General features: G+C 66.1%; 11 protein-coding genes. 4 read left to right on the top strand and 7 right to left on the bottom strand.

Annotated elements, in window-relative coordinates; genetic code table 11:
• Positions 1–76: 76 nt before the first annotated feature.
• Positions 77–835, bottom strand: coding sequence for an IclR family transcriptional regulator (locus tag ACOCMH_RS22375; RefSeq protein ID WP_427313057.1), 759 nt, complete (start codon positions 833–835; stop codon positions 77–79).
• A 244-nt stretch (positions 836–1,079) separates the two neighbouring features.
• On the opposite strand from ACOCMH_RS22375, the gene ACOCMH_RS22370 reads away from it, so the two are divergent.
• Positions 1,080–2,246, top strand: a complete 1,167-nt coding sequence (locus ACOCMH_RS22370; RefSeq protein ID WP_427313056.1) for a thiolase domain-containing protein — start codon at positions 1,080–1,082, stop codon at positions 2,244–2,246.
• A gap of 17 nt (positions 2,247–2,263) precedes the next feature.
• Positions 2,264–2,662 (top strand): Zn-ribbon domain-containing OB-fold protein, encoded by a 399-nt coding sequence (locus ACOCMH_RS22365; protein WP_427313055.1) that lies wholly within the window; start codon positions 2,264–2,266, stop codon positions 2,660–2,662.
• A gap of 50 nt (positions 2,663–2,712) precedes the next feature.
• Here ACOCMH_RS22365 and ACOCMH_RS22360 read toward each other — a convergent pair whose 3' ends face one another.
• From ACOCMH_RS22360 to ACOCMH_RS22345, 4 genes are all read right to left on the bottom strand, one after another.
• Positions 2,713–3,588, bottom strand: coding sequence for a pirin family protein (locus ACOCMH_RS22360; protein WP_427313054.1), 876 nt, complete (start codon positions 3,586–3,588; stop codon positions 2,713–2,715).
• A gap of 138 nt (positions 3,589–3,726) precedes the next feature.
• Positions 3,727–4,302, bottom strand: coding sequence for an acyloxyacyl hydrolase (locus ACOCMH_RS22355; RefSeq protein WP_427313053.1), 576 nt, complete (start codon positions 4,300–4,302; stop codon positions 3,727–3,729).
• A gap of 262 nt (positions 4,303–4,564) precedes the next feature.
• A complete protein-coding gene (locus ACOCMH_RS22350; protein ID WP_427313052.1) occupies positions 4,565–8,068 on the bottom strand; it encodes a pyruvate carboxylase in 3,504 nt (1,167 codons plus the stop codon).
• A 212-nt stretch (positions 8,069–8,280) separates the two neighbouring features.
• On the bottom strand, positions 8,281–9,204 hold the full coding sequence (locus tag ACOCMH_RS22345) for an adenylate/guanylate cyclase domain-containing protein (RefSeq protein WP_427313051.1): 924 nt from the start codon (positions 9,202–9,204) through the stop codon (positions 8,281–8,283).
• A 75-nt stretch (positions 9,205–9,279) separates the two neighbouring features.
• Here ACOCMH_RS22345 and ACOCMH_RS22340 point away from each other — a divergent pair, with 75 nt between their 5' ends.
• On the top strand, positions 9,280–9,534 hold the full coding sequence (locus tag ACOCMH_RS22340; protein WP_427313050.1) for a hypothetical protein: 255 nt from the start codon (positions 9,280–9,282) through the stop codon (positions 9,532–9,534).
• Between the two features lie 273 nt (positions 9,535–9,807).
• Complete coding sequence (locus ACOCMH_RS22335) at positions 9,808–10,872, top strand: site-specific integrase (RefSeq protein WP_427313049.1); 1,065 nt, start codon at positions 9,808–9,810, stop codon at positions 10,870–10,872.
• A gap of 7 nt (positions 10,873–10,879) precedes the next feature.
• Here the strand turns inward: ACOCMH_RS22335 and ACOCMH_RS22330 are convergent, their stop codons facing one another.
• Together ACOCMH_RS22330 and ACOCMH_RS22325 are read right to left on the bottom strand one after the other, a co-directional pair.
• Positions 10,880–11,749, bottom strand: coding sequence for a restriction endonuclease (locus ACOCMH_RS22330; protein ID WP_427313048.1), 870 nt, complete (start codon positions 11,747–11,749; stop codon positions 10,880–10,882).
• 147 nt (positions 11,750–11,896) lie between these two features.
• Positions 11,897–12,472 carry a hypothetical protein gene (locus ACOCMH_RS22325; RefSeq protein ID WP_427313047.1) on the bottom strand — a complete coding sequence of 192 codons (576 nt, stop codon included), beginning with the start codon at positions 12,470–12,472 and terminating at the stop codon, positions 11,897–11,899.
• Between the last annotated feature and the right edge of the window lie 106 nt (positions 12,473–12,578).

The raw sequence follows: 12,578 nt of genomic DNA, 5'->3' as shown, positions 1-12,578 counted from the left end.
GCAAGGCGAAAAAAAACGGCGCCGAAGCGCCGTATTGACGGAGGCAATGCGCGGCACGTGCCGCGCGAAACCGGGTTCAGCCGCCCGTGTAGCCGAGCGCCCGGGACAGGCTGGCAGCCTCCGCCACCACCATCGCCACATGCCGGTCCAGCGCCTGCGGCGTGGTGCGGCTGGCCGGGCTGGCAATGCTCAGCGACGCCACCGCCGCGCCGCTATGGTCGCGCAGCGGAGCCGCGGCAGAGACGGCGTCGGCATCGCGCTCGCCCACCGACACGGCATAGCCGGCGGCGCGGATCGCCGCCAGTTCCTCGCGCAAGGCCTGGGGCTCGATGATGGTCTTGGCCGTGAAGCGTTCCAGCTGTTGCGCCAGCACCGCGTCAACCACATCCGGTGCGGCGAAGGCCAGCAGCAGCTTGCCGGAAGCCCCCACATGCAGCGGCCGGCGGTTGCCGATCTCGGTATGCACCCGCACCGATTGCGTCGACTCGTGCCGCGCCACGCAGACCGACTCGAGCCCGTCGCGCACGCGCACGATCACGTTCTCGCCGCAGGCAGCGCCGATCGCCGCCAGCCGCGGGCCCACCAGCTTGACCAGGTCGAACTGCTCGCGCGCGGCATTGCCCACCAGCAGCGCGTTGTAGCTGAGCTTGTAGACCGCCGCCGGCGACTCGCGCGCGATCAGGCCGCGGTGCTCCAGCGTGGTCAGCAGGCGGAACGCGCGCGCCTTGGTCAGTCCGGCGCGCCGTGCCAGTTCGGTCACGCCCAGCGATGGGTGCTCTGCCACCAGCATCAGCAAGCCCAGGGCCTCATCCACCGCTTCAACGATGTAGGTCATCGATCCTTTTCGTCTAGATTCAGAAATGTCCAGCGCAGATTGTAGCGGTCGCCGCAATCGTTCGCGCCGCAAGTGCTCCACGCCCGGCTTCGATGGCCGCGCCCCAGCCTTCACCGAATACACCCTTCGGCACTTCCGAATACAACGCAGCGGGCCAGCTAAGCAATACTGTCGTGATCGCCGTGCCAGCCTCGCGCCCGCCCGCCCCCGCGCTGGCACCACCTGACGCACCGAAGGAGAACAGATGAGCATCAACGGCAAGGCCTATATCGTCGGGGCCTACGAGCACCCGACCCGCAAGGCGCCCGACAAGACCGTGGCGCAGCTGCACGCCGAGAGCGCCAAGGGCGCGCTGCAGGACGCCGGCCTGACGCTGGCCGACGTCGACGGCTACTTCTGCGCCGGCGACGCGCCCGGGCTGGGCGCGGTCAACATGGTCGACTACCTCGGCCTGAAGGTGCGCCATGTGGACTCCACCGACACCGGCGGTTCGGCCTACCTGGTCCATGTCTCGCACGCCGCGCAGGCCATCGCCGCCGGCAAGTGCAACGTCGCGCTGATCACGCTGGCGGGCCGCCCACGTTCGGAAGGCTCCACCGGCACGCAGGCACGCAACTGGGGCGCCAACCTGCCCGACCTGCCGTTCGAAAGCCCATTCAGCCCGGTCACCGTCAACCTGTACGCGATGGCGGCGATGCGCCATATGCACGACTACGGCACCACCGCCGAGCAGCTGGCCTGGGTCAAGGTGGCCGCGTCGCACCACGCGCAGCACAATCCTCACGCGATGCTGCGCGACGTGGTCACGGTCGAAGACGTGCTGAACTCGCCGATGATCTCGGATCCGCTGCACAAGCTGGATTGCTGCGTGGTCTCGGATGGCGGCGGCGCGCTGATCGTGGCGCGCCCCGAAATCGCCGCCACGCTGCAGCGGCCCAAGGTCAAAATCCTGGGTGCTGGCGAGTACATCAAGGGCCAGCTCGGCGGCGAAGTCGACCTGAGCTGGTCCGGCGCGCGCTTCTCGGGCGCCACGGCATTTGCCGAAGCGGGCGTGACCCCGGCCGATATCAAGTACGCGTCGATCTACGACAGCTTCACCATCACCGTGCTGATGCAGCTGGAAGACCTGGGCTTCTGCAAGAAGGGCGAAGGCGGCAAGTTCGTCGCCGACGGCAACCTGATCTCGGGCGTCGGCAAGCTGCCGTTCAATACCGATGGCGGCGGCCTGTGCAACAACCACCCGGCGAATCGCGGCGGCATCACCAAGGTCATCGAAGCCGTGCGCCAGCTGCGCGGCGAGGCCCATCCCGCGGTGCAGGTCGCCAATTGCGACCTCGCGCTGGCGCAGGGCACCGGCGGCTACCTGGGCTCGCGCCATGGCAGCGCCACCCTGATCCTTGAACGTGAATAAAGCGCGGGAGCACTGACATGACGACCCCCCACATCCCCGCCGTCTACAAGGCACCCGACGAACAGCCCGACAACCTGCCGTTCTGGCAGGCCGCGCGCGAAGGCAAGCTGCTGGTCAAGGTCTGCGACGAGTGCGGCAAGCCCCACTGGTATCCGCGCGTGCTGTGCCCGTTCTGCATGGGCACCACCTCATGGAAGCAGGCCAGCGGCCGCGGCACCATCTATACCTTCAGCGTGACGCGCCGCGCTGGCCCCAACCCGTTCTGCATCGCCTACGTGAAGCTCGACGAAGGCGTGACCATGATGACCCATATCGTCGATTGCGATCTCGACACGGTGCGGATCGGCCAGAAGGTACAGGTCAAGTTCTCGCCCAGCGACGGCGGCGCGCCGGTGCCGACCTTCACGCTCGCCTGAGGCGGCGCGGCAGGCAGCCGGCGCTGCGCCGGCCCCCTGCCGCCGGTGGCTTACTGCCGGCCGGCGGCCATGCTGCCGAACCTGCCGCTGCTGAAGTCGCTGAACGCCTCGGCAATCTGCGCCTCGGTGTTCATCACGAACGGGCCGTGGCCGACGATAGGCTCGTCGATCGGCTCGCCGCTGAGCAGCAGCACCACCGCATCGGTGCCGGCTTCGAGATTGACATCGTCGCCGGCACCCTCCAGCACCACCATCTCGGCATCGCGCACGGTGGCCTCGGCGTTGACCGTGACCTTGCCGCGCAGCACCACCAGCGCGGTATGCCAGCCTTCGGGCAACGCCAGCCGCGTGCTGGCACCCTGGTTCAGGCGCATGTCCCACACGTGCATCGGCGTAAAGGTCCGCGCCGGGCCGCGCTTGCCCTCGTACTCGCCGGCGATCACGCGCACCGTGCCGGCGCCGTCGGGCATCGGCACTACCGGGATATCGCGGTCGGCGATTGCCTGGTAGCCCGGCGCGGCCATCTTGTCGCGGGCCGGCAGGTTGACCCACAGCTGCACCATCTCGAGCGCGCCGCCGCTCTGCGTAAAGGCGGGCGAATGGAACTCCTCGTGCAGGATGCCGGCGCCCGCCGTCATCCATTGCACGTCGCCCGGACCGATGACGCCGCCCTGCCCGGTCGAGTCGCGATGCGCGACCTCGCCCTTGTAGACGATGGTCACGGTCTCGAAGCCGCGGTGCGGATGCTGGCCCACCCCGCGCGGGCGCTGCGTCGGTGTGAAATCGGCCGGGCCGGCGTAGTCGAGCAGCAGGAACGGGCTGAGCTGCTTGCCGTGGCTGGTGTACGAGAACATCGAACGCACCGGGAAACCATCTCCGACCCAGTGCGGACGCGGTGCGCTGTAGACACCCAGAATGCGCTTCATGTTGATCTCCGAGAATGCCCGGCACGCGTGGCAGGCAATGATCCATGACGCGATGATAGGTGGCGCGCCCAGCGAGCGGTAGGCGGCGGGATTGCGATGCAGCGTCCTGCGGCTGGAACGATGGCGCAGGCCGCCGCGTCAGAAGCGGTAGCGCAGGTAGCCCATGCTGAAGTTGGTGCCGGGATTGGGTTCCTGGATCCCGGCATTGGACAGGTGCTGGAAGCGGTAGCCGATCGCCAGCCGCTGCGCCTTGCCGAAGGCGACGCCGACACCCACCATGTCCGAAAACTGGAACGCCGAACCCATGCGATGGCCGCCGGCGATCTCGGTGTGGGTCAGCACGCGCAAGCCCACCGAGGCCTCGACAAACGGCGTGGCATATTCCCCCGCATAGCTGAGCCGCAAGATCGGCGACACGCCGAACTCGGTCAACTGGCTCGACGGCCGCGACGACAGCGCGCGCCAGTTGGCAACATTGACCTCGCCGTCCAGCGCCAGCGCCAGCCGGCTCGACAGCTGCCACTGCACGATATCGTCCCAGCGCGCCGACACTTCGTACTTCTCGACGCCGTGCCGGTTGTCACGCCCATAGCCCGCCTGCAGCGAAAACGGTGCCGCGCCGGCAACGCAAGGCAGCGCCAGCAGGCAGGCCGCAAACGGCAACGCGGCCGCGCGCTGCAGCCTCCCTGACAAGGTGTTCTTCTTCTCTGACATCCGTATCTGTCGGGCCGCGCCCCCGTGATGGGTGGCGCCACCACTTGGCTTTGATCACGGCTCAACACGATAGCAGCGCCCCGACATTGAAGAAGCCCGCGCCAGGCAAACACAGTGTTCCAATGCCGGAACAATGTGGCAATGCGCATGACGAGACCACGCATGCGCGCCGCATCCAAAACCAAAAAACCCCGCAAAGACCGGGGTCTTCCGGGGTCCACTGCCTGGCCCACGCCCGCCGCGGCGTGCCACACCGCCCGGGTCAGCCCTTCAGCTCGACCAGCAAATCCTTCGCCGCCACCCGATCCCCGGCCTTCACATGCACCGCGGCAATCTCGCAGTCGCGGTCGGCGGCGATATGGGTCTCCATCTTCATCGCCTCCAGCGCCAGCAGCGTGGTGCCGGCGGCCACGCGCTGGCCAGGCTGCACCGCCACGGTCACGATCGAACCCGGCATCGGCGCGGCCACATGCAGCGGATTATCGGGCTCGGCAACCGGCCGCCCCTGGCGCGCCGCCGCGGCTTGCGCGGTACTGCGCTGCGCCACCAGCGTGGTGCGCGACTGCCCGTTCAGTTCGAACTGGACCTTGATCTTGCCTTCGTCGGCGTCCGGGTGGGTGCCTTGCAGCGAGACCAGCAGCGTCTTGCCGGGCTCGATGTCGATGGCCACCTCTTCCTGCGGCTGCAGGCCGTACAGGTACGCCGGCGTGGGCACCACCGCGGTATCGCTGTACTGGCGCACATGCGCGTGGTATTCGGCAGCCTGCTTGGGATACATCAGGTACGAGGCCAGTTGCCGGTCGTCGAGCGGCTGCTCGCATGCCGCTGCGCCCGCGGCGCGCGCCGCGTCGAGGTCGACCGGGGGGATCTGGTCGCCGGGCCGGTACGGCGCCGGCGGCTCGCCGCGCAGCACCTTGCGCGACAGCGCCGCGGGGAAGCCGTCGGGCGGGAAGCCCAGTTCGCCCTTGAACAGCGACACCACCGATTCCGGGAAGGCAATCTCCTTGGCCGGGTCGCACACGTCGGCGGCGTTCAGGTCGTTGGCCACCATCATCAGCGCCAGGTCGCCGACCACCTTGGAGGTCGGCGTCACTTTGACGATGTCGCCGAACATCTGGTTGACCTCGGCATAGGCACGCGACACCTCGGTCCAGCGGTGCTCGATGCCGAGCGCGCGCGCCTGCTCGCGCAGGTTGGTGTACTGGCCGCCGGGCATTTCATGGCGGTACACATCGGCGGTGCCGGCGCGGATCTCGGATTCGAACGGCGCGTAGTAGCGGCGCACCCCTTCCCAGTACATCGACGCCTCGTGCAGGCGCTCCAGGTTCAGGCCCGGATCGCGCTCGCTGCCAGCCAGCGCCGCGGCGATGCTCGACAGGTTGGGTTGCGAGGTCAGCCCGCTCATCGCGTCGAGCGCACCATCGACCGCATCGCAGCCGGCCTCGATCGCGGCCAGCGCCGAGGCGGCCGAGATGCCGCTGGTGTCGTGCGTGTGGAAATGCACCGGCAGCCCGGTCTCTTCCTTGAGCGCCCTGACCAGCGCTGCGGCCGCTTGCGGACGGCAGATGCCCGCCATGTCCTTGATGCCCAGTACGTTCACGCCGGCCTGCTGCAGCTCGCGCGCGATGCCGACGTAGTACTTCAGGTCGTACTTGGCGCGCTTCGGGTCGAACAGGTCGCCGGTGTAGCAGATCGCGCCTTCGCACAGCGCGCCGCTTTCGCGCACGGCATCGATCGCCACGCGCATGTTGCGCACCCAGTTGAGCGAATCGAACACGCGGAACAGGTCCACGCCCGCGCTGGCCGCCTGGCGCACGAAGAAGCGCACCACGTTGTCCGCATAGTTGGTGTAGCCCACCGCATTGGAGCCGCGCAGCAGCATCTGGAACAGCACGTTCGGCACACGCTCGCGCAACTGCTCCAGGCGCTGCCACGGGTCTTCCTTGAGGAAGCGCAGCGCCACGTCGAAGGTGGCGCCGCCCCAGCATTCCAGCGAGAACAGCTGCGACAGCTCGCGCGCGTAGAACGGTGCGATCGGCAGCATGTCGGCGGTGCGCATGCGCGTGGCGAACAGCGACTGGTGCGCGTCGCGCATGGTGGTGTCGGTCAGCAGCACCGGCTTCTGTTCCAGCATCCAGCGCGAGAACTTCTCCGCGCCGAGCTCGCGCAGCCGGTCGCGCGTGCCGTACGGCAGCGCCCCGCTGGTATCGATGGCCGGCAGCACCGGCGCGGGCAGCGGCAGCGATGGCAGCGTGCGCCCGCTCATCTCGGCGTGCCCGTTGACGCTGATCTCGCCCAGGTAGCGCAGCAGCTTGGTGGCGCGGTCCAGGCGCTTGGTGAATTCCAGCAGTTCCGGCGTCTTGTCGATAAAGCGCGTGGTGACGTCGCCGGCGCGGAACGCGGGATGGTTGATGACGTTCTCGAGGAACTGCAGGTTGGACGCGACCCCGCGGATACGGAACTCGCGCAGCGCCCGGTCCATGCGCCGCATCGATTCCGGCGCGGTCGGCGCCCAGGTAGTGACCTTGACCAGCAGCGAGTCGTAGTACGGCGTGATCACCGCGCCGCCATAGGCGGTGCCCGCATCGAGCCGCACGCCGAAGCCCGCGGCGCTGCGATACGCGGTGAGGCGGCCATAGTCCGGCAGGAAGCCGTTTTCCGGATCCTCGGTGGTGATCCGGCATTGCAGCGCGTGGCCGTTCAGATGGATGTCCTGCTGGAGCGGCACGCCCGCGGCGCGCACCACGATCTTGCCGTCGGCATCGCGCGTGTTCTCGGTCATGCCGATATGGCCGCCTTCAGTGATCCGGATCTGCGCCTTGACGATATCGATCCCGGTGACCATCTCGGTGACCGTGTGCTCGACCTGGATGCGCGGGTTGACTTCGATGAAATAGAACTGGCCCGAGTCCGCATCCATCAGGAACTCGACCGTGCCGGCATGGGTGTAGCCGACCGCGCGCATCAGGCGCAGCGCCGACTCGCACAGCGCGGCGCGGCCGGCAGCGTCCAGATACGGCGCGGGCGCGCGTTCGACCACCTTCTGGTTGCGCCGCTGCACCGTGCAGTCGCGCTCGTACAGGTGCACCAGGTTGCCGTGCGTGTCGCCCAGCACCTGCACTTCGACGTGGCGCGCGTTGCGCACCAGCTTTTCGACGTAGACCTCGTCGTTGCCGAACGCGGCCAGCGCCTCGCGGCGCGCGGCCGCGAGCGCCCCTTCCAGGTCCTGCTCGCCCTCCAGCACGCGCATGCCGCGTCCGCCGCCGCCCCAGCTGGCCTTTAGCATCAGCGGATAACCGACGCCCGCGGCCAGGCGCTTGCATGCCTCAAGGTCATGGGGCAACGGATCGGTGGCCGGCATCACCGGCACGCCCGCCGCGATCGCCGCGTTGCGCGCCGCCACCTTGTTGCCGAGCTTGCGCATCACCTCGGGCGACGGGCCGATCCAGCGGATGCCGGCATCGATCACGGCCTGCGCGAAATCCGGGTTCTCCGACAGGAAGCCATAGCCGGGATGGATCGCGTCGACTTGCGCCTGCCTGGCAATGCGCAGGATGTCGTCGATGTCCAGATACGCCGCCAGCGGCTTCTTGCCCGCGCCGACCAGGTAGCTCTCGTCGGCCTTGAAGCGATGCAGCGCAAGGCGGTCTTCCTTCGAATAGATCGCCACCGTGCGGACGTTCATCTCGGCGGCCGCGCGCATCACGCGGATCGAGATCTCGGAGCGGTTGGCAATCAGCAGGGATTGGATCGGGCGGTAGTCCATGGGCGGCAGCGAAATTCCCTCCGTGCGCAATGGCCGCGGAAGGTCGGGTGATGGAAATGGCGGAGGGCAGGCGGGATCCAGCATGCGCCTGCAACCCAGCGGGCGCAAGAAACGAGCCACCGGCCCTCTTGCTGATTTACAAGAGGATTTTCAACCGAGACCAGTCACATGGAATTCAAAACTGCATTTCCCGCATTTCGCCCGCCGTCCGGCTATCGCGCTACAGCGGTCTTGTCCACGTGCAGGGCAAATTCGATGCACGCCGCGCTGGGCCCCGTCCACTGGCCAAACCCGATCCACCCGTGTCCCCTCAACGTGACCTCATCGCGGCGCAAAATGAATGGCTCGCCGCCGTCCATGCAGACATGGGTGCCGTTCGAGCTTCTGTCGATCAGCACATAGCGGCCGGCGCGGGGCTCGGCCATGGCCTGGAAGCGGGACGCCAGGCGGTCCGACACCACGATCGTCATGCCGGCGTCACGCCCGATGGTAACCGGCGCGGAGGCGGCGTTCATTTCGACCACGGTGTCCCGATAGCGCAACGTAAGCAGGGCGGCGTTCAGCAGCGGCTCTTTGAATCCCGCGACCAGCGTCAGATCGGTAGCCGGCTGCCAGATCGCCTCGTACAACTCCACCGGTTGCGCCCTGCCGCGCACCTGGATCGGGTAAAGGTAGCGCGTCATCTGGCGCAACGGCGCGGGCAGGTCCGCCACCGCATCCTTGCTGGTGATGATCTGTCCGCGCGCGGCAAGTCCGGCCAGCCGGGCAGCGAGATTCACGGCATCGCCGAAGACATCGCCGGAGGCGTCGGACAGCACCGGGCCATGGTGGAAACCGATATGGGACGACATGGCGAAGCCGGCCACCGGTGGTAGTTCGGCGACCGCCCGCTGCATGTCCAATGCCGCCTGCAAGGCCTGCTCGGCACAGGGAAACAGCACCATGACCTCGTCGCCGATGGTCTTGACCAGCCTGCCTTGCGATGCCTCGGAACAGGCTTTCATCGCACCCAGACAACGGCCGACCGCGGCAAGGGCGGCGGCGTTGCCCGCCCTTTCATAGAGCCGCGAACTGCCGCTGACATCCGCGAACAGTACCGACCCCTCCGATGCGTGGTGCAACTGGTCCATGTGCATCCCGATCCGTCCGGTCAGCCGGCCCCGCCCTGTTGCCGGGGCCCGCTCCGCATGTAGGGAATTCTGGCACCCGGAATGCTGATGCTCAATATGAATCTGGATGCTGCGTGGCGCAGCAATGGCAGGACATGCGCGAACGCGACGCAGGGCAAGATTGGGCGCAACGCCGGCAGCTCGCCCATGGCGCGCGATGCGCCTTGCTGGCCCGGAAAAAACAAAACCCCGGAAGACCGCGATCTTCCGGGGTTCCGCCGCCAAGGACGGTTGTCATTGGCGGAGACGGAGGGATTCGAACCCTCGATCCAGGTTTTGGCCCGGATGCTCCCTTAGCAGGGGAGTGCCTTCGACCTGTATGCCTTGCTGCGCAAGGCTTTGCGGCTCGTTGCACTCGCCGCTCCCTCGGCCACGTCTCATTCTTGACTGTTACACCGCGTGTTCCACGCGGAAGACGTTAGTGTAACAGTTCCCCTAGCCACAGTGGGGCCATTAGATCGGCGCAAAATGGGCGCGCCCGCACTCATCGCGGGGCACATCATCGGCACCGAGGACCGGCACGGAAAGCGCCCATTACCTGTGCATCCACTGATAACCGGATGAACGGAAATGGGCACCATCATCAAACGCACCAGCGGTAAGGGCGTCGTCACGTATCAGGCCAAGATTCGCATTAGTGGCTTCAAGATCATCTCTCGCACCTTCCCCAGCCACGAGGAAGCAGAGGCTTGGCTCCGCGCCACCGAGCCGGAATTGAAAGCCCGTTCACGAGAGACTGCGAGGCAACAGGCGCATGCGCGGCTGGTGGAGGAATTCAAGGAGAGGCCACGCATAGTGGCTGATCTGCTGCACCGGAACCTGCGCGAGGAGACCGTCCGCAAGAAGGGGGCGGAAGCCGAGACTCATCACATACGCAGCATCCTCAAGTACCCGCTTGCCCGCATCCATCTTGAGAATCTGAACCGGCGAGACATCAAGGAATGGATGGAGCAGCGTCTTCGGGACGTTGCACCCAGCACAGTCAACCGAGAACTGAACATCCTGAACGCGGCGTTCAAGCTTGCCGCTAACGAGTGGGATGTCGCGTTCTGCAAGAGCGTCCTGATCGCCGTGCGCCGCCCACATAATCCCCCAGGGCGCGTGCGCAGACTCTCGCCGGCAGAGGAAGGAGCATTGCGGCGGGCCGGCGAGGAGACGCGCAACCCGTACATTGTTTCCATCGTGGACTTGGCACTGGAAACAGCGATGCGGCGTGGGGAAATTCTAGGGCTAGAGTGGGAGCGCGTCAGCTTCGCGCATCGTTCGATCCAACTCACCGAGACGAAGAACGGCACTCCGCGTGGTGTCCCCTTGTCCAGGCGGGCAATGGCGGTATTGCTCACCCTGCGGCAAGTCGCAGCCTATGAACTCGGCTGCACCGGAGAACTCGATTCAGGCCCTGTCTTCCCCGGCCTCACCATTAACGCATTCAAGCTGGCGTTCACGCGCATGGTGAAGCGGGCCGGGTTGCAGAACTTCCGCTTCCATGATCTGCGGCACGAGGCCACCAGCCGCCTTTTCGAGAAGGGCCTGTCCCAAATGGAAGTGTCAACGATCACAGGCCACAAGGACCCTCGAATGCTGGCCCGGTACACGCATCTCCAAGTCAAGGACCTGGCAGCGAAGCTGGACTGATTCGCGGCTATGTGGCTCGGGCCAGTGTGACCTTACACCGGGGGTAGTTCCGGCATCCCCAAAACGGCCCGCCCTTCCCTTCGCGCTCAACTAGCTTCACCCCGCATGCGGCACATGTCGGCGTCCGGTAATCGCCCTTGAATGCCTGTGCCAGCAACGTCGCCTGCTTGTACTGATCCAGTGCACGAATCCGTTCGATGATGGCTGCACCGTCGAGCAACTGGATGCCGGCCCGCTCTGCCGATTCCTGCACTGGCCTTCCGACATAGCCTGACAGTGACCAGAAGACGCCCCGCCGCACTTTGCGCTCGTGCATGACACCGCCGAGTGCCCGTACCTGCTCCACCTTCACCGGCTTGTGCCATGCTTTGCACTGAACCACAGCCACGGGAGCATCAATACCTGCCTTGTACAGTGTCGCGTCGATACCGCCGTCCGGGCCGTGCGGGACCGTCGTGACGGTGAACCCCGTAGCCTCATAGTATCCAACGCAAAGCTGCTCGAATCGCTTCCACTCCAGAAGCTTGAGCGCATCAAGTGTCCAGCCATTGATTTCTGGCTTCTCGGATGACGCCGCCGCTCGTACCGGCGCGCCGACTTCCTTTGATTCGACGGGCGCATCCGCTTGCCCCCTAGCGTCCGGGAAGCCTGACCGAGGCGATGACAGTGGCCGGCTAGAACGGGATCGCTGTGCCCTAAGCGAGGGTTCCTGTTGTGTGCTCCGCCGCTCTCGGATGTACGACAGCAAGCCCAGGAATCCGAACATCGCCGTTGGAATCCATGCTAACGACTGGCTCATCACCGCAATGCCGGTGAGGAACGGGTTCTGCGCGAATACGGCGGGCAACACGCCATGGAACACAATGTAGGCAGCCACGGCAAGTGCTGCCGATACCCACCAAGGGGCGTCCAGCAGTATCTCGCTAAGCGACGGCTCGTTTCTCCTGCGACCCATTGATCCAACCTCTTTATAGTTATCTGACAGTGCTGTAGGCACGCGCCGCGCCCCCAGCCACCTGCGAATCTAACTGAGAATGCCGCGCCTCCCGTTGCTCGCCCCCAACACCCCACTGCCGGAGGGTGACCATGTAACAGGCCCGTGAACCGGTGCGTTGGGATCAAAGAATTTGCCCTTCAAACCGTTCTGTTCCGCCGTCATGTACTGGAGGTTCCACGCCACGTGCAAGCCGGAGACAACATCGCCTTCAAGCGGGACAATGTGGTCTACCTGCATTCCATCGGGGCACGCGGCATAGATCGCTTCACATGCCTTCTGGTCATAGGCGGCGACCATCGGTCGGCCCATACGGACGGTGATGCGATAAACAATGGTGCGATTGCGTTCCGCCCCACGGTTGGCCTCCCGATATTGGGCGGCCTTTTCGCGGTAGGCTGCGGAAGCGTCCCGTAGTTGCTTGCATTTGACGCACCCCGCGCTACTCGTAAATCTTTGGGAGATGTGCCCGCGCTTGCAAGGCCTGCCGGTGAAAAAGCGGGTTAGGCCACGCCATTGCGCCTCAGCGCGGCTGAGCCGTCTCGCGCCGCCAATATCCCAGCCACCCTCGCCCAAATTGGCGGTATGGCTAAAGGGCTGTTTCATATGAGTCTCCAATGAGAAAGGGCCGCACAACGGCGGCCCCTCGCTTGCTTGTAGTTGCCCACGGCAGCCGACCGCGTCCAGGCACCAGCTATGCCCAGCCGCGTCT

The sequence above is a fragment of the Cupriavidus sp. H39 genome, assembly GCF_050271075.1.
GTDB lineage: Bacteria > Pseudomonadota > Gammaproteobacteria > Burkholderiales > Burkholderiaceae > Cupriavidus > Cupriavidus necator_B.
This window is presented reverse-complemented; position numbering and strand designations above follow the sequence as displayed.